The 23,215-nt window shown below is 31.4% G+C and carries 23 protein-coding genes; 13 read left to right on the top strand and 10 right to left on the bottom strand.

The window, feature by feature from the left end; all coding sequences use genetic code 11:
* Positions 1–3 precede the first annotated feature (3 nt).
* Positions 4–450: an HYC_CC_PP family protein gene (locus N5D90_RS14195; protein WP_280062938.1), complete on the bottom strand. Its 447-nt coding sequence runs from the start codon at positions 448–450 to the stop codon at positions 4–6.
* A 98-nt stretch (positions 451–548) separates the two neighbouring features.
* Positions 549–1,067 (bottom strand): hypothetical protein, encoded by a 519-nt coding sequence (locus N5D90_RS14190; RefSeq protein ID WP_280045980.1) that lies wholly within the window; start codon positions 1,065–1,067, stop codon positions 549–551.
* A gap of 54 nt (positions 1,068–1,121) precedes the next feature.
* On the opposite strand from N5D90_RS14190, the gene N5D90_RS14185 reads away from it, so the two are divergent.
* From N5D90_RS14185 to N5D90_RS14175, 3 genes are all read left to right on the top strand, one after another.
* Complete coding sequence (locus N5D90_RS14185) at positions 1,122–1,877, top strand: GH25 family lysozyme (protein WP_280045982.1); 756 nt, start codon at positions 1,122–1,124, stop codon at positions 1,875–1,877.
* 138 nt (positions 1,878–2,015) lie between these two features.
* A complete protein-coding gene (locus N5D90_RS14180; protein ID WP_135836741.1) occupies positions 2,016–3,551 on the top strand; it encodes a glycine--tRNA ligase in 1,536 nt (511 codons plus the stop codon).
* Between the two features lie 133 nt (positions 3,552–3,684).
* The gene (locus N5D90_RS14175) at positions 3,685–4,026 is read left to right on the top strand and encodes a phage holin family protein (RefSeq protein ID WP_180906207.1); all 342 of its coding nucleotides are present in this window, start codon (positions 3,685–3,687) and stop codon (positions 4,024–4,026) included.
* A gap of 64 nt (positions 4,027–4,090) precedes the next feature.
* On the opposite strand, the gene N5D90_RS14170 is transcribed toward N5D90_RS14175, so the two are convergent.
* Together N5D90_RS14170 and N5D90_RS14165 are read right to left on the bottom strand one after the other, a co-directional pair.
* Positions 4,091–4,840 (bottom strand): polysaccharide deacetylase family protein, encoded by a 750-nt coding sequence (locus tag N5D90_RS14170; RefSeq protein ID WP_180906206.1) that lies wholly within the window; start codon positions 4,838–4,840, stop codon positions 4,091–4,093.
* 40 nt (positions 4,841–4,880) lie between these two features.
* A complete protein-coding gene (locus tag N5D90_RS14165) occupies positions 4,881–5,900 on the bottom strand; it encodes a YafY family protein (protein WP_180906205.1) in 1,020 nt (339 codons plus the stop codon).
* An 800-nt stretch (positions 5,901–6,700) separates the two neighbouring features.
* Here N5D90_RS14165 and N5D90_RS14160 point away from each other — a divergent pair.
* Together N5D90_RS14160 and N5D90_RS14155 are read left to right on the top strand one after the other, a co-directional pair.
* Positions 6,701–7,792, top strand: a complete 1,092-nt coding sequence (locus N5D90_RS14160; RefSeq protein ID WP_180906204.1) for a slipin family protein — start codon at positions 6,701–6,703, stop codon at positions 7,790–7,792.
* Between the two features lie 17 nt (positions 7,793–7,809).
* Complete coding sequence (locus N5D90_RS14155) at positions 7,810–9,255, top strand: RtcB family protein (RefSeq protein WP_280062936.1); 1,446 nt, start codon at positions 7,810–7,812, stop codon at positions 9,253–9,255.
* Between the two features lie 43 nt (positions 9,256–9,298).
* On the opposite strand, the gene hemF is transcribed toward N5D90_RS14155, so the two are convergent.
* Both hemF and N5D90_RS14145 read right to left on the bottom strand, forming a co-directional pair.
* Positions 9,299–10,201, bottom strand: coding sequence for an oxygen-dependent coproporphyrinogen oxidase (hemF, locus tag N5D90_RS14150; protein ID WP_280062934.1), 903 nt, complete (start codon positions 10,199–10,201; stop codon positions 9,299–9,301).
* Positions 10,202–10,277: 76 nt separating this feature from the next.
* On the bottom strand, positions 10,278–10,709 hold the full coding sequence (locus tag N5D90_RS14145; protein WP_038334655.1) for a hypothetical protein: 432 nt from the start codon (positions 10,707–10,709) through the stop codon (positions 10,278–10,280).
* A gap of 290 nt (positions 10,710–10,999) precedes the next feature.
* On the opposite strand from N5D90_RS14145, the gene N5D90_RS14140 reads away from it, so the two are divergent.
* The gene (locus tag N5D90_RS14140) at positions 11,000–11,953 is read left to right on the top strand and encodes an isopenicillin N synthase family oxygenase (RefSeq protein ID WP_280048979.1); all 954 of its coding nucleotides are present in this window, start codon (positions 11,000–11,002) and stop codon (positions 11,951–11,953) included.
* A gap of 61 nt (positions 11,954–12,014) precedes the next feature.
* Here N5D90_RS14140 and N5D90_RS14135 read toward each other — a convergent pair whose 3' ends face one another.
* The 3 genes from N5D90_RS14135 to N5D90_RS14125 all read right to left on the bottom strand — a co-directional run bounded on the left by N5D90_RS14135 (position 12,015) and on the right by N5D90_RS14125 (position 14,920).
* Positions 12,015–12,461: a hypothetical protein gene (locus N5D90_RS14135; protein WP_038334650.1), complete on the bottom strand. Its 447-nt coding sequence runs from the start codon at positions 12,459–12,461 to the stop codon at positions 12,015–12,017.
* Between the two features lie 117 nt (positions 12,462–12,578).
* Complete coding sequence (locus tag N5D90_RS14130) at positions 12,579–13,151, bottom strand: hypothetical protein (protein ID WP_280062933.1); 573 nt, start codon at positions 13,149–13,151, stop codon at positions 12,579–12,581.
* 464 nt (positions 13,152–13,615) lie between these two features.
* Complete coding sequence (locus tag N5D90_RS14125; RefSeq protein WP_280062931.1) at positions 13,616–14,920, bottom strand: M28 family metallopeptidase; 1,305 nt, start codon at positions 14,918–14,920, stop codon at positions 13,616–13,618.
* Positions 14,921–15,112: 192 nt separating this feature from the next.
* Here N5D90_RS14125 and N5D90_RS14120 point away from each other — a divergent pair, with 192 nt between their 5' ends.
* The 5 genes from N5D90_RS14120 to N5D90_RS14100 all read left to right on the top strand — a co-directional run bounded on the left by N5D90_RS14120 (position 15,113) and on the right by N5D90_RS14100 (position 21,088).
* Complete coding sequence (locus N5D90_RS14120; protein WP_280062929.1) at positions 15,113–16,291, top strand: thiolase family protein; 1,179 nt, start codon at positions 15,113–15,115, stop codon at positions 16,289–16,291.
* Positions 16,292–16,448: 157 nt separating this feature from the next.
* Positions 16,449–17,402, top strand: a complete 954-nt coding sequence (locus N5D90_RS14115) for an acetyl-CoA carboxylase carboxyltransferase subunit alpha (RefSeq protein ID WP_038334644.1) — start codon at positions 16,449–16,451, stop codon at positions 17,400–17,402.
* 99 nt (positions 17,403–17,501) lie between these two features.
* On the top strand, positions 17,502–19,061 hold the full coding sequence (dnaB, locus tag N5D90_RS14110) for a replicative DNA helicase (RefSeq protein ID WP_115001280.1): 1,560 nt from the start codon (positions 17,502–17,504) through the stop codon (positions 19,059–19,061).
* 32 nt (positions 19,062–19,093) lie between these two features.
* Positions 19,094–19,591 carry a hypothetical protein gene (locus tag N5D90_RS14105; RefSeq protein WP_280062927.1) on the top strand — a complete coding sequence of 166 codons (498 nt, stop codon included), beginning with the start codon at positions 19,094–19,096 and terminating at the stop codon, positions 19,589–19,591.
* 123 nt (positions 19,592–19,714) lie between these two features.
* Positions 19,715–21,088, top strand: coding sequence for an NAD-dependent succinate-semialdehyde dehydrogenase (locus N5D90_RS14100; protein WP_280062925.1), 1,374 nt, complete (start codon positions 19,715–19,717; stop codon positions 21,086–21,088).
* Positions 21,089–21,145: 57 nt separating this feature from the next.
* Here the strand turns inward: N5D90_RS14100 and N5D90_RS14095 are convergent, their stop codons facing one another.
* Positions 21,146–21,544, bottom strand: a complete 399-nt coding sequence (locus N5D90_RS14095; RefSeq protein ID WP_019975256.1) for a group III truncated hemoglobin — start codon at positions 21,542–21,544, stop codon at positions 21,146–21,148.
* A 94-nt stretch (positions 21,545–21,638) separates the two neighbouring features.
* On the opposite strand from N5D90_RS14095, the gene rbfA reads away from it, so the two are divergent.
* Complete coding sequence (rbfA, locus tag N5D90_RS14090) at positions 21,639–21,998, top strand: 30S ribosome-binding factor RbfA (protein ID WP_038334637.1); 360 nt, start codon at positions 21,639–21,641, stop codon at positions 21,996–21,998.
* Positions 21,998–23,182: an FtsX-like permease family protein gene (locus N5D90_RS14085; protein ID WP_125349036.1), complete on the top strand. Its 1,185-nt coding sequence runs from the start codon at positions 21,998–22,000 to the stop codon at positions 23,180–23,182. Before rbfA ends, N5D90_RS14085 begins: the two co-directional genes overlap by 1 nt.
* Positions 23,183–23,215: the final 33 nt, after the last annotated feature.

Here is a 23,215-nt window from a genome sequence, read left to right as displayed (position 1 = left end):
ATATTATCCTTCGTAAAATGTTAATTGAGAATTGAGTATATAATTTGGCGGTGCATTTGACGCAACATAAAAACCAAGGAAATTTGATTGATTGCTCACCTCTTCATCTTGAATAGGAATTCTAATTTGAAGAATTTCAGAAGCTATAAAACTAATCGGAACAAGTTTCTGTATTTTGACAGTTTGCTTTTCTACAAACTTATCCGAATACGAAATATCCTTGCAACAATCGTCTTTTTTAGAGTTATTGTTTTCTGGTAATTCGCAATGCTTTTTTTCTGTTTTTGAAGGACAACACGAAGTAGAAATTTCCATTTCGCGCGAATTATTATCCAAATGATTCAACTTCACTTGCTCCATCACTCCTTGACAAAAGTGCATAGAAAATGCGTAGCTAAGATTTGAAAAAATCAAAACCACCGACAAAACATACTTTATGTACTGTTGCATTTTCATGTTGGACAAAAATAAACAAAAAATTCAAATCAAAATAAACTGAAATTTATATCTTTTTCCAAGTTTATTATAGAATTTTCAGTTTTACTAAATCATCTTTTCGGTTGCTTGTTCATCGGAATATTAATAATTCCAGAACCATTTACCAACGATTTATCGTTTTCGTTAACAACTTTCAAAACGACTTCAAAATCTTGCCAATCTATTCCTTGCAAAGTCACTAAACCTGTTGCTTTATCAATCGATTTTATTTTAAATCCTTTATCAGGAAAATCTTGTCCATCGACAATCGGATCAAATCCTAGACCAACTTCTGGCTCAACTTTAAAAGCAGAATCTTGCACAAATTTGTATCGATCTTTAAAACTTTGCGTCAACAATTCATTTTGCTTGATATACTCATCTTGATTTATTTTACCAATTGTATCCATAATATAATCAACATAATTATTCATAAAATCAAGCGCAACACTATAATTAACATCTGATTCATTAACCGAATCTTTCACTTCACTTTCAACTTTATTTTCCGTTGATGAACTAGATGAATTATTAGAATTACAACTTGTAACAAAACTTAATAATAGAACAGGAAGAATAAACTTTTTCATAAGGTTATCATTTTTTTAATGATTTAAAAGTATGTTTTTTTGATTGAAATATAAATGATTAATTTAGATAAAATATTTTATTATAATGACATGCATTTAAGTAGAAAAAAATATATCAAACTTTTACCATTTTCATTAATCTTATTAATTGGTATTTTATTTTATACAGGAGTTTTGAGATTTAACTATCCATCATCTAAAAAATACCCTATACAAGGAATTGATGTTTCTAATCATCAAAATTTAATTGAATGGGAAAAAATAGACAAAACTAAAATTCATTTTGTATATATAAAAGCTACAGAAGGAAGAGATTTTAAAGATAAACGTTTCGATTATAATTGGAAAAATGCTAAAAAAAATCGTTTTTTTGTTGGCGCATATCATTTTTTCACTTTTTGCAAAACAGGTGAAGAGCAGGCTAATAATTTTATAGAAACAGTTCCTATTGAACAAAATAATTTGCCACCTGTAATTGATTTGGAATATGGTGGAAATTGTAAACTTGTAATATCTAAAAATGAATTGATTTCTGAAATCAAGATTTTTGAAAATATTATTCATTCACATTACAACAAAAAACCTATTCTTTATGTGACTGAAGAATTTTATAATGATTATTTGATAGGTCAATTTGAGGAAAATATGATATGGTTTAGGGATATATATAAAAAACCAACTATTAAGGATAATAGACATTGGGATTTTTGGCAATTTGCGAATAGAGCGCACATAAAAGGGATAAATACTTATGTTGATTTGAATGTTTTCAATGGAAACCAAGAAGATTTTAATAAATTAGTTAAATAATTATTTTTCTTATTAGCCTAACAATATCGATTTATTTTTTTATTAAGTGATTAAAGCTTTATGATTTTATCAAAATATACCTCAATAGTCATCAAAAATCACTAAAATTGCACTTTAAATAAGAACACACAATTAATTATGTCAGAAGATATTTTCAAGAAAGTAGTTTCTCATGCGAAAGAATATGGTTTCATTTTTCAGTCGAGTGAGATTTATGATGGATTATCAGCCGTTTACGATTATGGTCAAAACGGAGCTGAGCTAAAAAATAACATCAAACAATATTGGTGGAAAGCAATGGTACAAATGCACGAAAATATTGTCGGCATTGATTCTGCTATTTTTATGCACCCTACTACTTGGAAAGCTTCGGGCCACGTTGACGCGTTTAATGATCCTTTGATTGATAACAAAGATTCTAAAAAACGTTACCGTGCCGATGTTTTAATTGAAGATCATTGTGCAAAAATTGAAGGTAAAATCGAGAAAGAAGTTGCAAAAGCTGCAAAACGTTTCGGTGATGCTTTTGATAAAGATCAATTTGTTGCGACAAATCCTCGTGTTGTAGAATATCAAAATCAAATCAATACAATTTTAGCGCGCATGGGAAAATCTTTGGAAAACGAAGATTTAGATGATGTAAAAGCTTTGATTGAAGAATTAGAAATTGCTGATCCTGTAACTGGTTCTAAAAACTGGACAGAAGTTCGTCAATTCAACTTGATGTTCGGAACAAAATTAGGTGCAACAGCTGATCAGGCAATGGATTTATATTTGCGCCCAGAAACGGCTCAAGGTATTTTCTTAAATTACTTGAACGTACAAAAATCTGGACGTATGAAATTACCTTTCGGAATTGCTCAGATTGGTAAAGCTTTCCGTAATGAGATTGTTGCACGTCAATTTATTTTCCGTCAACGTGAGTTTGAACAAATGGAAATGCAATTTTTCGTAAAACCAGGAACTGAGTTAGATTGGTACGAAAAATGGAAAGAAACACGTTTACGTTGGCACCAAACATTAGGTTTAGGAAATGATAATTACCGTTTCCACGACCACGAAAAGTTAGCGCACTATGCAAATGCTGCTGCTGATATTGAGTTTAAATTCCCATTCGGATTCAAAGAATTAGAAGGAATTCACTCTCGTACAGATTTCGATTTGAAAGCTCACGAACAACATTCAGGTAAAAAAATTCAATATTTCGATAACGAAACAAACGAATCGTACACACCTTACGTGGTAGAAACTTCTGTAGGTTTGGATCGTATGTTCTTAGCAGTTTTCTCAAATTCATTGAAAGAAGAAGTTTTAGAAGATGGATCAGAACGTGTAGTATTGTCTTTACCAGCTGCATTAGCGCCAATTAAAGCGGCTGTTTTACCATTAGTTAAAAAAGATGGTTTACCTGAATTAGCGAAAGAAATTTTGAAAAAATTACGTTTAGATTACAACGTAATGTACGAAGAAAAAGATACAATCGGGAAACGCTATCGTCGTATGGATGCGATTGGAACTCCTTTCTGTATCACTGTTGACCATGATTCGTTAAACGACAATTCTGTTACTTTACGTTACCGTGATACAATGGAACAAAAACGTGTTAATATTGATGAGTTAGCTCAAATTATCGACAAAGAAGTGAACATGAAATATCTTTTTGAACAATTATAAAAAGAATATTTTCTCAATACAATAAGATCAAAGCTCAGAAATTTCTGAGCTTTTTTTATTTTTATTAAAATTTTTAACAATTTGGCAAAGCTTTTGATTTTAATTGGAAATATTAATCTAAAAAATACAAATTATGGGCTTTATTATTAATCTTCTGGTATCAGCATTAGTTGTTTTCGGACTTGCTAACATTTTACCTGGAGTATCTGTAAAAGGGTATGGTTCTGCAATTATCGTTGCAATTGTTATTGGACTTTTAAACGCTATTGTAAAACCAGTTTTAAACTTTATTAGTTTACCTGTAACAATCTTAACATTAGGATTATTTTCTTTTGTGATTACAGCAATTATTATCTTATTAGCAAGCGCAATTATGGGAGATAGTTTCCATGTTGACGGATTCTGGTACGCATTATTATTTGGTATTGTTTTAGCGGTTGTCAATTCTTTAGTTGGAGGAATGATGGGAGACTAATTTACACAAATTATTACATATAAAAAGCTGTCCAATTTGGACAGCTTTTGTATTTTATAAAGGTTTATTGAGGATAAAATTTTATTTGCTCAAAAATATAATTATAATGTTTTCTAAGAAGATCAACCAATTGTTTCAATTCGGACTCTTCCCATTTATTCTGAAACATTTCATCATGAATCAACACAACTATATTATTCTTTGTAAAGGTTTTATTCGATTCTAATTGATTAACAATTTGTTTATAAATCGCTTGAACAGATTGCACCGGCGTTCCATCTTTTGCATGATGAGCCCATTCCAAATCCCAGCCAATAACCTTATAACCCAACTTTGCTAAACCATCAGCCGTTTGCACTCCTGAAGCTCCATCATTCTTCGATTTCCCATCCAATCTCCACATGTTTCTTCCGGGTAAACGAACAATTTTATCTTGTAATTTTAAGGTCGATTGATTTTTCAAAATATCCGCAACCGACGTTTGCTCGTTACTATAAAACTTTTTGTACTGATCATTCGCATGTGTCCAACTGTGATTACATTCTTCGATATACGGGTTATCTTCGTAATATTTAAAATAATCCGTCATTGTTTTATTTTTCTCCACATGTTCTCCTACAAGAAAAACAGTCACTTTTAACTTCTCATTTTTGAAAACCTCATCAATATTTTCACTTCCATTCAAAGGTCCATCATCAAAAGTTAAATAGATGTATTTCTTCACAGAATTACTCGTTTTCTGCGCAAACAAACTTGTAGAAAAGCTTAATAAAAAAACACTCAAAAGTGTCATCAATTTTTTATTCCATATCATTTAAGGTAGTTTTTAATGAATTAAATGTATGAAAGAAATTCTATTTTTTATATTTTTCTAATGCTTTTTCTAATCGTGTTTTAATTCTTTTTTTCACTAATCTCGGCGCAAGAACTTCTATTTCTTCTCCAAATCCTAAAAGCTCTCGTTCCAACTCAAAATTATGTACAACTTCTATCGAAAATAAAGTTCCTTCATCCGTCACTTCCAATACTTTTTGCGTCGCATGAATTGGTTTTGTCACCACATAAGGCGCCAATTTTTTATTCACACGAAAAACAACACGTTGCTCTCTTTCTTTCACACTTTTCGTTACACCAATCGCATTGTTGTAATACGTATCAAAATTAATCTCTTGCTCATCCACAAAAGGTTCATTTGCCAACTCATAAAATTCAACTATTCTGTCCAAAGCCAACGTATACAAATTTTTATCTTTTCTCGATTTTGCCAATAAAAACCAACGATTACGATATTCTTTCAACAAATACGGATAATAAACTTGTTGTTTTGGCTCTTGATTTTTTGCCTTGAATGATTGATACGAAATCAACAAAGGTTGCTTCTTCACAATTGCTTGATACAACCGATTCAAATGCTCCAAACCTTTTAATAAAGGATTTTCCTCAAACTGAATATAATTTGGTTGTTGATGAGTTTGTTTGGATAAATTATTTTCGAGACGCGTAATAATCTCGTTCATATCATCAAAATAATTAAAACCATTCAATTGTTTCATCACCGAAATCACTTCTTTCATTTTGTCTAAATCAGCAGACGAAACAGGCGAATTATGAATCGAATAATCACGATCTTCGTATTCATAAAACTTTTTTTCTCGAACAACAATTGGCGCATTATAACCCAATTTATCACTGCGCATCACTTGTATATCGCCCTGAATTGTACGTTTCGAAACACCAGAAGTTATTCCTTCATATTCATACAATGCTTCCGAAACTTTTTCTATCAAATCTTCTAATGTCCATTTTCTAAAATGATTTTGAAGACATTTATCGATCGTTTGATAACGTATTAATGCAATTTTATTGGTTGCCATGGTTGATTTCTTTGTTCAATACTACAAATTTCAAATCAAAGTACGCAATCTATTTGCGTAGAAATTTTTATTTCAACTTTTATTCAAAATATTTTCAATACAAAACCCTCTATTCATAATAGTTTATAAATTATTTTGAAAAAATATTTTATTGCGCAATTCATTCGCACACTTCTACTCCAACTTTGTCAAAGGTTTAACAACCAAACGATTTTAATTGTTCCTTGACAAATGTTTCAGTATAGCATTGTAGTAGAAAATGTTTCATCACTTCTATTCTGAATAATTAAAATCCCAATGATGCACATGGGTTCGAATCCCATTTTCAACTGAGGTTGAAATAGCTGAGCGGTATAGCAATCATTAATGATGGGTCGTAGGTTCGATTCCTACTTTCAGGAAACTGAAATAACTCAGTTGGTAGAGTAATCATTAAAATCAGACTTTTAATCTGTTTTTATCGCCCGAAAGGGTACCATTGGAAACAAAAAAGCTAAAAAGTTTTCTTTTCGAATAGAGAGTTTATTTCATAGAAATGAATTGGAAATAAGATCAAAAACTTGTTTAAAACCTGAATTTGAAACTTTAGTTGATGATTGATTTAAAGTTTAAACTAAAATATCAAGTCAAAATGATTTGAAAGAAATGATTAAAACAAGAAATCAAAATAAGCTGCTCAAACTTCAAATTCCGTTTTGAAAAAGGAAAATGATTTAGCTTTTTTAATTAAAATTTTAAGAAAAAGATTCTTCGACAAAGGAGAAATATAAAATAGTAAAAACCTATAAAAAAATAATAAAATGAAAAAATTAGCAATTAACAACCAAGAAATTGGAATCTATATCAAAAACAACGAAATCGAAAAAGTTTACACAAAAGGAAACTATTGGATTTTATTCAATAAAAACATCGAAAAATTAAACATCAACGAAATAATTGATGAAAAATACCACACAATGTTTTTAGAAAATGAAACTTTGAAATCGATGGTAGATTTTATCGAAGTATTACACAATGAAGTGTTAATTATATGTAAAAACAATCAAATCTATAATTCATTTTACAATAAAAACGTGATGATTTGGAAAAATTCAACTCAATTAAAAGCTGTAAAATTTGAGTTGAATTCTACTGAAGAAATTAAAAATTTAACAAAAAGAGAAATTGATATTTTGAGAAAAGCTGGAGCTATTCGTATCATTTCTGTTGCGCCATATTTCGAAGGAATTTTATTCAAAGACAATGAATTTGATTCGGTTTTAAAAGCTGGTGAATACCAATTTTACAACAACGAAACAAAAATTTCGATGGTTTCTTTTGATATGCGTCCGCAAACAATTGAAATTTCGGGACAAGAAATTTTGACAAAAGATAAAGCGCAATTGCGAATCAATTTTATGGTAAATTATCAAATTACTGATTTGTTAAACGCTTATCAATCGAACAAAGATTTCGAAAAAATGATTTATCAAGCGATTCAATTAGGTTTGAGAGAATTTATTGGAAACATGAATTTTGATGATTTGATGTCGGATAAAAATTCGGTAACGAATTATATCATTCAAAAATATCAAGCTCAATTCCAAGAAATTGGTCTAAAATTGATTGACGCAGGTATGAAAGACATTATTCTTCCAGGAGAAATAAGAGAAATTATGAACCGCGTTTTGATTGCCGAAAAAACGGCTCAAGCCAATTCGATTACGCGTCGTGAGGAAACTGCTTCGACAAGAAGCTTGTTGAACACTGCGAAATTGATGGAAGAAAACGAAACGTTATGGAAATTGAAAGAAATGGAATACATCGAAAAAATTGCTGATAAAGTGGGAGAAATCTCAATTTCTGGCGGATCGAATGTGTTAAATGAACTAAAAACAATGTTTACGAAATAATATTCTAACTAAATTATATGAAAACAACTGAACAACAAAATAAACCGATCAATGGAAACGATTTGATTGCCTTGGGTTATCCTGAAAACGAAATTTTAGGAATTGCCTTAAAAATCAACAAAAAAAGAAATGGTTACACAAAAGCCGAAATGCTTGATAAATATGCGCAAGTTTTTTCTTCGCCACAAGATTTTTTAGAAGATAAAATTTTCAAAACGCTTGCAAAAGGCTTTATCGATGGAATTCATTTACCAAATCAAGATGAAAACTTGATTGAATTGAATGAAAATCCAACCGATTTCAAAATTTATGGTGCGGAAAAAATTGAGGACGGCGCTTTAGAACAAATGAAAGTCGCCATGAAACTTCCTGTTACCGTTGCTGGCGCAATTATGCCTGATGCGCATCAAGGTTATGGATTACCAATTGGCGGAGTTTTAGCAACCAAAAATGCGATTATTCCTTATGGTGTCGGCGTTGATATTGGATGTAGAATGGCTTTATCGATTTATGATTTACCTGCTTCTCATTATTTTGAACATCACGATTCATTAAAAGAAACTTTGATCAAAAATACAAAATTTGGTGCAGGACATGGTTTTCATGGTCAATACAAAGCTGAACATCAGATTTTAGATGATGCAAAATTCGAGACGAATTCATTTATTCAAAATTTAAAAGATAAAGCGTGGTCGCAATTGGGTTCTTCTGGTGGAGGAAATCATTTTGTAGAATTTGGTTTGATTGATTTCAAGGAAGATGATGAAAAACTGAACATCAAAAAAGGTTCATATTTGGCTTTGCTAACGCACTCTGGATCGAGAGGTTTTGGCGCTACAATCGCTGGACATTATACAAAAATTGCAAAAGAAATTTGTAAACTTCCGTACAAAGCACAGAATTTGGCTTATTTAGATTTAGATTCAGCCGAAGGTCAAGAATATTGGATTGCGATGAATTTGGCGGGTGAATATGCTTCAGCTTGTCACGAAATTATTCATCAAAAAATTGCAAAATCAATTGGTGCTGAAGTTTTAGCGAAAGTAGAAAATCATCATAATTTTGCTTGGAAAGAAATTTACAATGGCGAAGAAGTCATTGTTCATCGAAAAGGTGCAACGCCAGCTTCTAAAGATATAATGGGAATTATTCCAGGTTCTATGACTGCGCCAGGATTTTTGGTTCGAGGAAAAGGTGAAGAAAATTCGATTCATTCTGCTTCGCATGGAGCTGGTCGACAAATGAGCCGAACACAAGCGATTAAATCATTATCTCAAAATAAGATAAACGATTATTTGAATGATTTTGGAATTACATTAATTGGTGGTGGAAAGGATGAAGCGCCAATGGCATATAAAGATATTCACGAAGTAATGGCTGCGCAACAAGATTTAGTAGATGTTGTGGCTACTTTTACGCCTAAAATGGTCAGAATGGCCGATGACGGATCGAGAGAAGATTAAAAAAATGCCTGAACAATTGTTCAGGCATTTTATATATTATAGATTAAATCCAATCTTTTGGATGTTTCAAAACATCGACTAATTTATATTCTTCCGAACCTTCTTCTGGCTGATGATTGTAGTGCCATTGCACATGTTTCGGCAAACTCATCAAAATAGATTCTATTCGTCCATTGGTTTTCAAACCAAACAAAGTTCCTCTATCATGAATTAAATTAAATTCCACATAACGACCTCTTCTAATTTCTTGCCATTCCTTTTGTTCAGCAGAAAATTCATCATTTTTGTGTTTTTCAACAATCGGAATGTAGGCTTCTAAAAATGAATTTCCTACTTCTGTTACAAAATCATACCATTGTTCAACTGTTTTTTCTGGAGTTGGTTTCAAATAATCAAAGAACAAACCTCCTATTCCACGAGCTTCTCCACGATGAGTATTCCAAAAATATTTATCACATTCTTCTTTATACTTCGGGTAAAAAGCCGCATCATGCGCGTCACAACTTTTTTTACAGATCATATGCCAATGCATCACATCTTCTTCATCCAAATAATATGGTGTCAAATCTTGTCCACCTCCAAACCATTGATCAACGATATTTCCATCTTTATCATACATTTCGAAATATCTCCAATTCGCATGAGTCGTCGGAATATGTGGACTTGTTGGATGAATAACCAAACTCAATCCACAAGCAAAAAATTTACCCGATGAAACATTTAACGCTTTTTGCATTGTCTCAGGTAATTCACCATAAACTTTCGAAATATTAACACCAGCTTTCTCAAAAACAGCTCCGTCAGTTAAAACACAAGAAAGACCTCCGCCTCCTTCTTCGCGTTCCCAATTATCTCGTAAAAATTTTGCTTTACCATCAACTTCTTCAAGTTTGGCAATAATTTTATTTTGTAAGTCTTGTATATATTGAAAAAATTGATCTTTCATCATAAATATTTTTGCAAATATAGAATGAAATCTCCTTGTGGTAAAATTAGCCTTAAGATTAATAAAACTTCAAACCTTAATTTATAATTTTAAATGGTATATCAAAAATTAATCTTGCAGCTTCTCCTTTTTCAGTAACAGCAGGAATTATTTTTTTGTTGTCTTTTTTCAATTTTACAACATAATTCACAAAAGCCTCTTCAATAAGTAATTTCTCTGAATCATTTCCAATTACTTCTAAATCTTGAAACTCACCTTCTTTATTTATCTGAAATTTAACTTTTGCATTTACATTTATTTCATTAATTGTCAAACCATTATTTTTTAACACCTGTTCAACTTCAAGCAATAGCTGTTTATTAAAATCCTTACTAAAACAGTCTGCTAACTTCTTTACACCTTTCTTTTCAAATTTTTCACAACCAGGATAAATCATCATCCTAGCCTTCCCTTTTTCTTGAGCAAAGACAATTGAACTAAATAATAAAAAAGTAAATAGTAATTTCATTCATTTTAATTTTTTGTAATATAACAAAACCCATATCCATTATCAGAATTATAAGTAATATATATTAAAATACAATTTTAAATAGTAAATGCTTATATTTATCAAAATCAATAGAACCTTCAAAATAAACTTAATATCATTAAAAATAAATATTTTAGCCAATTAAAATCATTTAAACGATTTAATTTTAAATCAAACCAATAGCAATCCAAAAAAGTTATTAACAATATTATTCACAAAAGAAATCTTTCTATACCTTTGCAGAAGAAATTTTATAAAACAAAATATAAATGTCACAAAACGGAATTCCATCGGTTAATTTAGCAGACTTTTTATCTGATGATCCTGCAAGAAAACAAAAATTTGTCAACGAAATTGGTCAAGCATACGAAGAAATCGGATTCGTTGCTTTGAAAGGACATTTTTTATCTGACGAATTAGTTGAAAATTTATATAAAAGCGTTCGCGAATTCTACGCTTTACCTACAGAAACAAAACAAAGTTATGTAGTAGAAGGAATTGGTGGTCAACGCGGTTATACAGCTTTCGGAAACGAACATGCTAAAGGTAGAACTGTTGGTGACTTGAAAGAATTTTGGCATTTTGGACAGTATTTATCTGAAGAAGATAAAGCGAAATACAACTATCCAGAAAATGTTGATGTAAACGAAGTTCCAGGTTTTAACACTTATGGTGAAGAAACATACAAACAATTAGAAAAAACTGGAGTTTACGTTTTACGTGCTTTGGCTTTATTCTTAGGTTTAGACGAGTTTTACTTTGATGATAAAGTGAAAAACGGAAACTCTATTTTGAGAGCAATTCACTATCCTCCTATCACGGAAGAACCTAAAGATGCAGTTCGTGCAGGTGCTCACGGAGATATTAACTTGATTACATTGTTAATGGGAGCGCAAGGTCGTGGATTACAAGTGCAACGTCATGATGGAACTTGGGTTGATGCAATTGCTGCTGACGACGAATTGGTGATTAATGTTGGTGACATGTTATCTCGTCACACAAACAACAGATTAAAATCAACAATTCACCAAGTGGTTAATCCAGAGAAAGAATTATGGGGAACATCTCGTTTTTCTATTCCATTCTTTATGCATCCAATTTCTGAAATGGATTTATCTGTTTTAGAAGATTGTGTAACAGAAGAAAATCCAAAACAATTTGAAGATATTACAGCTGGAGATTTCTTGACTCAGCGTTTAAGAGAAATTGGTTTAATTAAATAAGCCATATTTAATCTATTATTTCATAAAAAAAGAGAGTTGATTTCGTCAACTCTCTTTTCGTTTACATGCCTCTTACGTACATGTTGTAGTTAAAAATATCCAAACACAACAAGGTGTATTTATAATCGTTTTTATTGATATCCACTTCCAAAACTGGATCCGAATTATAAAATCTAATCTTTAGATTATCATTCTTATCCAATAATAGATAAATGGAAGAAATCGTTGGACGAATATCATTCATCCAATTTTTCAAAGATTCTTTTGAATCTTTAATCAACTCAAATTTTTGAAAATATTCTTGAAAAAAATTCTCCAAACGTTGCACTTGTGTCAAACGATCCAATTCACGATATAAGTCAATAAAAACACATAATTTTTCGCGCTTTGGACAAACACACGGATACGGGTGTTCGCCATTATAAAACCATCTCTGCCACTTTTTACAAGACGTCTCTTCTATCGCTTTCTCAAATTCATCTTCATACTTTAAAAGCCACCAATTCATACGGCAAATTCGTAAATTACCTTTTGATAATTGCAAAAGCTCGTCTATATAAGCGCTAACGTTTAACATCAATTAAAAATTTGAGTCTTGCTAATTTACAATTTTTCTGATTGAATTTTAATGTTTTAAGAATAATTTTTCAAATTTTAGAATCTTAAATTGCTCATCAAATAAAATGTCATAAAAGAACATTTTTTCCTTCATCGTTTTATTTTTCATTTGCACATTTCGAACTGGAATTAAGACGTTAAATTGAAATTTTCTATCTTTTTCGAAGTGATTAACAGCCGCATAATAAATCAAATTGTACCACGAATCAATTGGTGCATAAATTCCATAAAAGTCAGGATATAGCGCATCTGCTTCATCTTTGTAAACATTGGTAATCGAATAATTATCAATCTCAAATTTCGAAACACATCTATAGGTTGTTAACTTAGAACAAATTGAAGTGTCTTGTACATATTTCGCCGAATCTAATTTCAGTCCAAATTCGTCCATTTTATAATCTTCAAACTTATTAATTGTAGGATCTACCACAATTTTTTTGTTCGGAAATTCTAAACTTTGTTTTTGGATATCTTGTAAAATAGTATCGTATATTTTAGTTCGAATTTGATTTGGGTTAACATTTTGCGCATCAACAAATAACACAATATGTAAGGAAAAAACCAATAAAAAAAGTCTCATTTTGGCGTTTTTGGTTTAAAATTTGTTTAAATTTATGAAGTCTTTACGATTCAAAATCAAATTTAGTTGAAAAGATTTCAAATCTTATGATTTCATCATCTTTTCGTAAATAAATAGTTAAAAAGGTGTTAAAGTACGTTTTCACGTAATTACATATTAACTATTATTGTTTATTTTTAATGAGTTAATATAAAGATTAATATCCGACAACAAACGCTTGTTATAAATGTTTTCTATACCTATTATAAATAAAATCTTTTACAATTTCTCCAAATAAGACATAAAAGTTAGACATTTGCAGTGTCAAATAATTTATTCATAGATAGTAAGACAAAGAGTAACAACGAGTATAACGAAATTGATTTATGAAGTTTGGAATTACTCGCACTCTTTTTACTTTTTAGAGTTTTTTATAGTAGTTTAGGTTGGTTAGTAATCCGTTCACTTTGAACGGATTATTTTTTTTATAGCTTATTTATAAAATCTTTCAACAAATTATATACTTTTTCAGTGTAACTCAAATCCAAACTTTCAGCTGTATCATTGGGGTCATGATAAAAACCTTTTCCTCCTAATGTATAAATAAAAAACGATGGAACACCTTTCAAATAAAACGGACAATGATCGGAATTACACGATTCTCCTCGAGTTTTAACTTCTTTTAGATAATTATTTGTTTGATTTAATTCAACTAATTTTTCAAATTGATTTTTAAAAACTTTACCATTCACAACTTGAATTCCTTGATCGCCTGCTCCCATAATATCTAGATTTACAAGAAATTTGATTTGATTTAATGGAAAAAGAGGATGATTGACATAATAATCTGCACCTAAAATTCCCGCTTCTTCACCAGCAAAAGCCATAAAAACCGTTCTGTAATTAGGTTGATGTTTCGAATAATACTTCATCAGCGTCATCATCATCGCTGTTCCGCTCGCATTATCACTCGCTCCAGGAAAAATAGTTTGTCCAACTTTACCTAAATGATCGTAATGTGCAGAAATCACAACAACGCTATCATTATTTTTTCCGTCAATGTAACCAATTATATTATTTGCCTTAAATGAATTATTCAATTCTGAATCAATAGAATAATCGTTTATTTTTAAATTTTTAGAATAAAATTTATCTGAAATAATAAATTCTGAAATCGAAGATTGTCGCTGACTTAGACTCGACGTTAATTTATCTGAAGTAAATCTAAAAATCGCCCGATTTTGATTCTCATCTTTCTCATAAATATTCGCCCATTGTTTGTAATATTTCTGAATAGAATCTATAGAAGTCACTAAAGGCGGCAAAATAATATGTTTTCCTTTTTGCGATTCATCATCTTTCACAATAAAATTTCTCGTTTTATCTTTCGATTGAAAAGATTCCACATATGCTTTTGTGTCAAAAAAGTAAAAAGGTAAATTGGTTTTTGAAATTGATTTAGAACTTGGTTTTACAATAAAATCAATTCCATATTTCAATTCTTTTCCATTAATTTTCAGTTTTGCATCTTTGATAATATTAATTGGAAAAGTAAACGTTTGATTATAGTGATTAGAAAAAGATTTCAATCCATTTTTTTGAAATTCATTTTGTAAATAAATTCCAGCATTTGTCATTCCATTTTCTAAATAACCTCTACCAGCAAACGAATTTGACGTGAGCGAATCTAAAATTGTTTTAAAATATTTTTGATCAAAGGTTTGCGCATTTCCAATTGCAATTGCAAAACACGAAATCAAACCAAATAATATCATTTTTATCTTCAGCATTTTAATCATTTTATCCTTCAAAAAATATTCTATTCTAAGATAATTATCATTTTAACAAAAAAAATCAATTATCTGTATTAAGTCAATAACAAATTTAAAAAATCTTTAAAAAGTAAATCAAATTAATACTACTATAAATTTTATATCTTGCATTATTAAGTTATCATAATAAAAACAACAAATCACAATTAAATGAAAGAAGTCGTAATCGTTTCAGCTGTTCGTACAGCAATGGGATCTTTTTTGGGAAGTTTATCTAACGTTCCAGCTACAGATTTAGGCGCAACAGCTATTAAAGGAGCTTTAGATAAAATCAACTTAGATGGATCTTTGGTTGATGAAGTATATATGGGAAATGTATTGCAAGCTGGTGAAGGACAAGCGCCTGCTAAGCAAGCAATGATAAAAGCAGGTTTACCAAATACGATTCCTGCAACAACGGTAAACAAAGTTTGTGCTTCTGGTATGAAAGCTGTAATGTTTGCTACACAAGCGATTCGTTTGGGTGATGCAGATGTTGTAATTGCTGGAGGAATGGAAAACATGTCGATGGTTCCTTTTTATTCGCCAAATGCAAGAACTGGAAATAAATACGGAAATACTGTTTTGTTAGATGGAATTGTGAACGATGGTTTACAAGATTACTACAGCAAAGAAATGATGGGACTTTTTGGAGATACTTGTGCAACTGAGTTCAATATTTCTCGTGAAGAGCAAGATGAATTTGCAATTAATTCTTACAAAAAATCGGCTGCTGCTTGGGCTGCTGGAAAATTTGACAACGAAGTTGTTCCTGTAGAAATTACTCAACGCAAAGGGGAACCAGTTATTTTCAAAGAAGACGAAGAATATAAAAATGTAAACTTTGATAAAGTTCCAGGTTTACGCGCTGTTTTCTCTAAAGACGGAACTGTAACTGCTGCAAATGCTTCTACAATCAATGATGGAGCTTCTGCTTTGGTATTAATGTCTTTGGACAAAGCAAACGAATTAGGATTAAAACCTCTTGCAAAAGTTATTGCTTATGCTGATGCTTCTCAAGAACCTTCAAAATTTACAACAGCGCCAGCTAAAGCGGTTGAAAAATTATTAAAAAAAGCAAATATGACTGCTGCTGATGTTGATTTCTGGGAATTTAACGAAGCGTTTTCAGTTGTTGGAATTGCAAATACTAAATTATTAAATCTTGATGCTTCTAAAGTTAATGTAAATGGAGGAGCGGTTTCTATCGGTCATCCACTTGGAAATTCTGGATCACGAATTTTGGTTACATTATTAAATGTTTTAGAGCAAAACGGAGGAAAAATTGGAGGTGCAGCTATCTGTAATGGTGGCGGTGGAGCATCTGCAATGATTATCGAAAAAATTTAATTTTAGATCAAATACACGATGAAAGCGTCTAATCTGTAGACGCTTTTTTATCTTTTGAAATTAAAATACTTGTAAAAAATCTGAAAAACATTCGACATTTATTATAATTGGCTTAAAAACCTTTTCTATATTTGTTGGATTGAACAAACACTTTTGTATGGAATATTTAGAATTTGAACAACCTATCAAAGATTTAGAAGAACAGTTACAAAGCTGTCAAATCGTCGGCGAAGGAAGCGGTGTTAACATCAAACAGGCTTGCGTTGAAATTGAAATTGCAATTGAAAATAAAAAGAAGGAAATCTATGGTAATTTAACGCCATGGCAACGTGTACAATTGTCTCGTCACCCTTCTCGCCCTTATACTTTAGACTACGCTTACGCGATAACAGATAACACGTTTATCGAGATTCACGGAGATAGAACTTTTGCTGACGACAAAGCAATGGTTGGTGGTATGGGAAAAATCAATGGTCAAACTTTTATGATTATTGGTCAACAAAAAGGGAAAAATACCAAAGAAAGACAATATCGTCGTTTCGGGATGTCTAATCCAGATGGTTACCGCAAAGCTTTACGATTGATGAAGTTAGCAGAAAAGTTTAATATTCCTGTCTTGACTTTAGTCGACACTCCTGGTGCATATCCTGGTTTAGAAGCTGAAGAAAGAGGTCAAGGTGAAGCTATCGCTAAAAACATCTACGAAATGTTGAAACTTACAGTTCCTATCATTACAATTGTAATTGGTGAAGGAGCTTCAGGTGGAGCATTAGGAATTGGAGTTGGAAACAAAGTTTTCATGTTAGAAAACACTTGGTATTCTGTAATTTCACCAGAAAACTGTTCTACAATTTTATGGAGAAGTTGGGATTACAAAGAGCAAGCTGCTTCGCAAATGAAATTAACTGGTCCTGATATGTTAGAATTAGGATTAATTGAAGATATCATTCAAGAACCGCTTGGTGGAGCACACTACAAACCAGAAGTTGCATACACAAACTTGAAAAATAAAGTTTTAGACACTTACAACGAATTGAAAAAACTTTCTCCAAAAGAATTACAACAACAACGTCAAGAACGTTACATCAAATTCGGAGAATTTTCAGGATAAAATATTATTTTACAATAATACTTATTGTAGAATATACGATTTTAAAACGAGATATAAAATTAGTTATATCTCGTTTTTTTATTTAATTTTGGAACTCTTATGGAACAAGCAAATTATAATCCCGAAATACCAGCTAACAAGCACAATGTCATTGGTTTAGAGAAAGGTAAACTTCCTCCACAAGCTGTTGATTTAGAGCAAGCTGTACTTGGCGCGATGATGATTGATAAAAAAGGGTTGGACGAAGTCATTGACATTCTTACGCCGCAAGTTTTTTATCGTCCAGAGCATCAGGCGATTTATGCTGTCATTCAAAAATTATTTAACGATTCAGAACCAATTGATTTATTAACGGTTTCGAATGAGTTGAAAAGTGAGGGCAAATTAGATCGTGTTGGAGGTGATTATTATTTGATTCAATTAACGCAAAAAGTTTCTTCTTCTGCGCACGTGGAATATTATGCTCGTGTTATTCAAGAAAAATATATTCTTCGTCGTTTAATTGAAATTTCGAATCAAGTCATTGAAAAATCATACGATGATACTGCCGATGTATTTGATTTATTGGATTATTCTGAATCGAAATTATTCGAAATTACAGAAGGTGGAATCAAACGTAGTTATTCGGAAGCAAGAGATTTGGTAACAGAAGCTATTGATAAAATTAAAGCCCAATCTACAAAAGAAGGAATGTCTGGTTTATCTTCTGGATTTACAGAAATTGACAAAATTACTTCGGGTTGGCAAGAATCGGATTTGATTATTTTAGCCGCTCGTCCTGGTATGGGTAAAACTGCTTTTATCCTTTCGATGGCGAAAAATATGACGGTTGACAAAAATATTCCGGTTGCTGTTTTTTCATTAGAAATGTCTTCTGTTCAGTTGATTACGCGTATGATTTCGGGTGAAACTGGAATTTCGGGTGAAAAATTGCGTAAAGCAAAATTAGCCGATCACGAATGGAAACAATTATACACAAAAGTAAAAGGTCTTGAAAATGCGCCGCTTTACATTGACGATACGCCTGCCCTTTCGATTTTCGATTTAAGAGCAAAAGCACGTCGTTTAGTTTCTCAACATGGTGTAAAAATGATTTTGATTGACTATTTGCAGTTGATGACTGCTGGTGGTAAAGCAAATGGAAACCGTGAGCAAGAGATTTCGATGATTTCGCGTTCCTTAAAAGCAATTGCAAAAGAGTTAAGTATTCCTGTAATTGCACTTTCGCAGTTATCTCGTTCGGTAGAAACTCGCGGAGGAAGTAAACGTCCTTTACTTTCGGATTTACGTGAATCTGGAGCAATTGAGCAAGATGCCGATATCGTTTCTTTTATTTATCGTCCTGAATATTATAAATTAGAATATTGGGATGATGAAAGTGAACCTTGTGCTGGACAAGCCGAGTTTATCATTGCTAAACACCGTAATGGTGCGTTAGAAAATGTACGTTTACGATTCATTAATGAACAAGCTAAATTTACCGATTTAGAAACTTCATTTGGTGGAGATTTCGAAATTCAAAGTTCGATGAATGATGGTTCTCAAGAAATGGGAAGTGCCATGAATTTATCTGCTATTGATCCCTCTGATGCTTTTGGAGATTTCGGTGGAGAATTCACAAGTTCGATGAACAACGACGACGATAATTTGCCGTTTTAAAATTTGTATTTGTATATTTAAAATGAAAAGCTATGAAAAGTTTTTTATTATTAATTGCAACTTCGCTTTTGTTTTTTATTTCATGTGAAAAACCAAAAAATAGCGACTTTTTTGATACTAACAATAAAATTACTATTTATTCAATTTTTGATGAATGTGGTGAATGGGGAGGTCACAAAGAAAAATTTGAGATTTTTGCTAAAGATGACAATGAGTTTTATGCAAATTATATCAAAACAAAAGTTAATTGTAATAATATTTCTGAAAATTACGGAACTTCTAAATTTCAAGAACCACATATCTATAAAACTTTTAAGTTAAACGATTTTCAAAAAACTGAAATAGTAAATTATTTTCACAATTTAGTTAACTCTAAAATAAGTGAACGTTTTCCTGGACATTCAGGAAAAACATTTGGAGTTCAAAAAGATAGTACTTTTGTAATTGAAGTTTATGATATCAATTCAAAAAATGTCATAAATTATAATCGACTTCTAAAATCTTTCAAATTAGATACAATCTCAAATTAATATAAAAACTAAACAATCAACTACATTTAGTTTAATTCAACAAACTATCAGTTTTATTTATCCTAAAAGTTTTGTTAGGAACGAGAATTGCTACAACTTTGTATACATTAAATAAAGAGTGAAATGGCAAGTTCAATCAGAACATTAAATCCTGCTACAGGTAAAATCGAAAAAGAATTTCAAGCCTACACAAGCGAAGAAATCAATCAATATATAGACGACGCAAACGAATTATATCAAACATGGCGATTCGAATCTTTCGAAGAAAGAAAAGCTGTAATGAAACGTGTCGCAAACGAAATGCGCAAGCAAAAAACTCGATTAGCTGCTTTGATTACAACAGAAATGGGAAAACCATTGTATGAAAGTGAAATCGAGATTGATTATAGTGCAAATATCATCGAATATTACGCTGATAATGCAGAAGAATTCTTAGCAAATGTTCCTTTACAAACAGAAAAAGGTGATGCTTATGTGGTTTCAGAACCAATTGGTGTCTTGTTAGGTGTTATGCCTTGGAATTTCCCTTTTTCTCAAATTGCGCGTTTTGCTGGTCCTCACATTATGGCTGGTAACACAGTTGTTTTGAAAACGGCTTCTAATATTCCGCAATGTGGAATCGCTTTCGAAGAAATGTTTACAGCTGCTGGCGCTCCAAAAGGTTTGTACAAAAACTTGTTGATGTCAGGAAAAGACACAGATGCAATTATCAATAACCCAAAAATTGTTGGTGTTTCTTTAACTGGTTCCGAAGCTGCTGGTGCAGTGGTTGCAAGTATCGCTGGTAAAAATGTAAAACCTTCTGTTTTAGAACTTGGTGGTTCTGATCCAATGATTGTTTTGAATGATGCGGATATCGAAAAAGTAATGAACGGAACAATTAATGGTCGTTTACGTAATGCTGGACAAGCCTGTACTTCTTCGAAACGTATTATTGTACAAGATGGTATTTACGACGAATATTTGAAAAAAATTACGGACTATGTAAACGGAATGAAAGTTGGTGATCCTACACAAGCAGATACCAATATGGGACCTGTAAGTTCGGAAAGTGCATTAGAAAAATTAGTTGAGCAAATTAATGATTCAGCAGATAAAGGAGCAACAATTGTTTCAGGAGGAAAACGTATTAATCGTGATGGTTTCTTTTTGCAACCAACGATTTTGACAGATTTAAAACCTGGAATGAAGGCTTATGACGAAGAAGTTTTTGGACCTGTAGTTTGTATTTGGAAGGTAAAAGATGTAGAAGAAGCAATCAAAATTGCGAATGACACGCCTTACGGATTAGGTGCTTCTATTTATACAGAAGATGTTCCGAATGCGGAGAAAATCGCTCGCAGAATAGATTCGGGAATGGTTTACGTAAACAAACAAGTTTCATCAAGCCCAGATTTACCTTTCGGTGGTGTGAAACATTCGGGTTACGGACGCGAACTTTCTAAAGCTGGAATTATGGAGTTTATCAATAAAAAATTAATCATGATTGCGAAATAATTTTTCAATCATATCTTAATAATACAAAAAATGCAACTTTTATGAAGTTGCATTTTTTTATTGAATAAATCCTTGTTTTTGTTCCATTTGGTCAATTTTGAAAAGAATTAAATCACGCATAATTTTTGCTCGATTTTTTGCTTCATTTGCTATTTCTCCTTCAAATTTTTCGTCAATTATTCCGTACCACAATTCAATCCAACGCTCGAAATGGTGTGGTTTTAATTTCTCTTTTTGACTCAAAACCAAATGTGTTCGCATTGGCCAGCCTTCAAAAGTTGCTTTTCCTAACAAAACAGTTTCCCAAAACTGAATCATATGTGGCAAATGTTCGTCCCAATTTACCTTTGCAACTTCCGAAAAAAAGTAACCAATGACATCATCTTTTTGCACTTTATCGTAAAACGTATTCACCAATAAAGCAACATCTTCTGAAGTTTCAATATCTTTTTTCATTAAAACAAATTTACAAAGAACTTAATTCAATTCATCAATGTTTTTAATCACGAAAAAATGCAGTAATTTTACAGTCTCATAAAAATGAATAGAATTGGATAGCAATAGACAACAAAAAGTAAGTAAATTATTTCAAGAAGAATTAGCAGAAGCTTTTAGAAAATGGGCTGTAAAGGAATTTCCTGGAAATTTGATTAGTGTTACAGAAGTAAAAGTAACACCAGATTTGAGCGTTTCTAAAATCTATGTAAGTATTTTTCCAAGTACTCAAAAAGACGAAATATTCAAAGAAATTAGAGTTAATACACCATTATTTAGAGGAATTTTATCAAAAAGTGCTTCTAAACAAATGCGTATTACGCCAGAATTAATTTTCATTTTAGATAATTCGTTAGACGAAATGGATAAAATCGACAAAGCGCTAAGAGGAGAAGGAAATAATCCAATCTTATAATGAGAAACATTTCACTTTACATTGCGAAACGCTACATTTTTTCGAAAACGAATACAAACGCTGTAAACATTATTACATCGATTGCTGTTGGTGCTATTTTGGTTGCTACAGCGGCTTTGTTCATTATTTTATCCGTTTTTTCGGGATTAGAAAAAATGAATTTAAAGTATTATAGCAATGTAAATCCTGAAATTAAAATTTCTCCTTCGAAAGGAAAAGTATTAGATAGTTTAACATTTGTTGTGGATCAATTGAAGCAACAAAAAGATGTCAAAGCTTTTTCTAAAATCATCGAAGAAAAAGTCTACATCGATTACAAAGGAAAGCAAGATATTGCCTATTTGAAAGGTGTTGACGAAAATTTTACCAAAGTTACGCGTTTAGATACGGTGATTTATGGTGGACAATATTTAGATTTTAATCGCGATGATAATTTTATTGTTTCGAATGGAATTGCAGAGCGTTTGCAACTTTATATCGATCCGATAACGCCAGCAGATTTGATGATGCCAAAAGCTGGAACAGGTTTAATAAAACAAGAAAGTGATGCTTTTACACGCAAAGATGCGTACAGCGTTGGCGTGTTTATTTTGAACGAACAATACGACAAACACGTCTTTACGACTTTAGGTTTGGCGCAAGAATTATTGTTGTTAAATGAAAATCAATGTTATTCAATTGAGGTAAAAACAACTGGAAAAAAATCGTTTAACGAAGTGAAAATTCAACTTCAAAAAGCATTAGGTTCTCATTATAAAATCGAAACTAGACAAGATTTAGATTCAGCTTTCTTGAAAGTAATGAATATGGAAAATTTAATCAGTTATTTGATTTTCACGTTAGTCATTATCATTGCATGTTTCAATTTGGCAGGAACAATTATTATCTTGATTTTGGATAAAAAGAAAGAAATTCAGACGATGTATAGTTTTGGATTATCACGAAAAAACATTCGTAATATTTTCTTCCAAACTGGTTTTATTATCACCTTTATTGCGATGACAACAGGTTTATTAATCGCCTCTGTTATTGGATTATTACAAATAGATTTTGGTTTGGTTATGGCTTCGCCAACTGTTCCGTTTCCATTTATCTTTTCTGTCGAAAACTTTGTTGCAGTTATTGTAACTGTTTTAGGTTTGGGAAGCTTGGTTTCGTGGATTGTTTCCAGACAAGTGAAATAAAAAATATTAAGACATAAAAAAAGCTTGAAGAAA

The organism is Empedobacter sp. GD03797 (assembly GCF_029842105.1).
GTDB lineage: Bacteria > Bacteroidota > Bacteroidia > Flavobacteriales > Weeksellaceae > Empedobacter > Empedobacter falsenii_C.
This window is presented reverse-complemented; position numbering and strand designations above follow the sequence as displayed.

What these genes read in the sequence shown, in the direction of transcription:
- N5D90_RS14115 (WP_038334644.1), top strand. Translation starts at nt 16,449, where the DNA reads ATGGAATATTTAGAATTTGAACAACCTATCAAAGATTTAGAAGAACAG.
- N5D90_RS14145 (WP_038334655.1), bottom strand. Translation starts at nt 10,709, where the DNA reads ATGAAATTACTATTTACTTTTTTATTATTTAGTTCAATTGTCTTTGCT.
- N5D90_RS14195 (WP_280062938.1), bottom strand. Translation starts at nt 450, where the DNA reads ATGCAACAGTACATAAAGTATGTTTTGTCGGTGGTTTTGATTTTTTCA.
- dnaB (WP_115001280.1), top strand. Translation starts at nt 17,502, where the DNA reads ATGGAACAAGCAAATTATAATCCCGAAATACCAGCTAACAAGCACAAT.
- N5D90_RS14100 (WP_280062925.1), top strand. Translation starts at nt 19,715, where the DNA reads ATGGCAAGTTCAATCAGAACATTAAATCCTGCTACAGGTAAAATCGAA.
- N5D90_RS14135 (WP_038334650.1), bottom strand. Translation starts at nt 12,461, where the DNA reads ATGAATTGGTGGCTTTTAAAGTATGAAGATGAATTTGAGAAAGCGATA.
- N5D90_RS14170 (WP_180906206.1), bottom strand. Translation starts at nt 4,840, where the DNA reads ATGATATGGAATAAAAAATTGATGACACTTTTGAGTGTTTTTTTATTA.
- N5D90_RS14120 (WP_280062929.1), top strand. Translation starts at nt 15,113, where the DNA reads ATGAAAGAAGTCGTAATCGTTTCAGCTGTTCGTACAGCAATGGGATCT.
- N5D90_RS14175 (WP_180906207.1), top strand. Translation starts at nt 3,685, where the DNA reads ATGGGCTTTATTATTAATCTTCTGGTATCAGCATTAGTTGTTTTCGGA.
- N5D90_RS14085 (WP_125349036.1), top strand. Translation starts at nt 21,998, where the DNA reads ATGAGAAACATTTCACTTTACATTGCGAAACGCTACATTTTTTCGAAA.
- N5D90_RS14095 (WP_019975256.1), bottom strand. Translation starts at nt 21,544, where the DNA reads ATGAAAAAAGATATTGAAACTTCAGAAGATGTTGCTTTATTGGTGAAT.
- N5D90_RS14155 (WP_280062936.1), top strand. Translation starts at nt 7,810, where the DNA reads ATGAAAACAACTGAACAACAAAATAAACCGATCAATGGAAACGATTTG.
- N5D90_RS14105 (WP_280062927.1), top strand. Translation starts at nt 19,094, where the DNA reads ATGAAAAGTTTTTTATTATTAATTGCAACTTCGCTTTTGTTTTTTATT.
- N5D90_RS14125 (WP_280062931.1), bottom strand. Translation starts at nt 14,920, where the DNA reads ATGCTGAAGATAAAAATGATATTATTTGGTTTGATTTCGTGTTTTGCA.
- N5D90_RS14165 (WP_180906205.1), bottom strand. Translation starts at nt 5,900, where the DNA reads ATGGCAACCAATAAAATTGCATTAATACGTTATCAAACGATCGATAAA.
- hemF (WP_280062934.1), bottom strand. Translation starts at nt 10,201, where the DNA reads ATGAAAGATCAATTTTTTCAATATATACAAGACTTACAAAATAAAATT.
- N5D90_RS14185 (WP_280045982.1), top strand. Translation starts at nt 1,122, where the DNA reads ATGATTAATTTAGATAAAATATTTTATTATAATGACATGCATTTAAGT.
- N5D90_RS14190 (WP_280045980.1), bottom strand. Translation starts at nt 1,067, where the DNA reads ATGAAAAAGTTTATTCTTCCTGTTCTATTATTAAGTTTTGTTACAAGT.
- N5D90_RS14180 (WP_135836741.1), top strand. Translation starts at nt 2,016, where the DNA reads ATGTCAGAAGATATTTTCAAGAAAGTAGTTTCTCATGCGAAAGAATAT.
- N5D90_RS14160 (WP_180906204.1), top strand. Translation starts at nt 6,701, where the DNA reads ATGAAAAAATTAGCAATTAACAACCAAGAAATTGGAATCTATATCAAA.
- N5D90_RS14130 (WP_280062933.1), bottom strand. Translation starts at nt 13,151, where the DNA reads ATGAGACTTTTTTTATTGGTTTTTTCCTTACATATTGTGTTATTTGTT.
- N5D90_RS14140 (WP_280048979.1), top strand. Translation starts at nt 11,000, where the DNA reads ATGTCACAAAACGGAATTCCATCGGTTAATTTAGCAGACTTTTTATCT.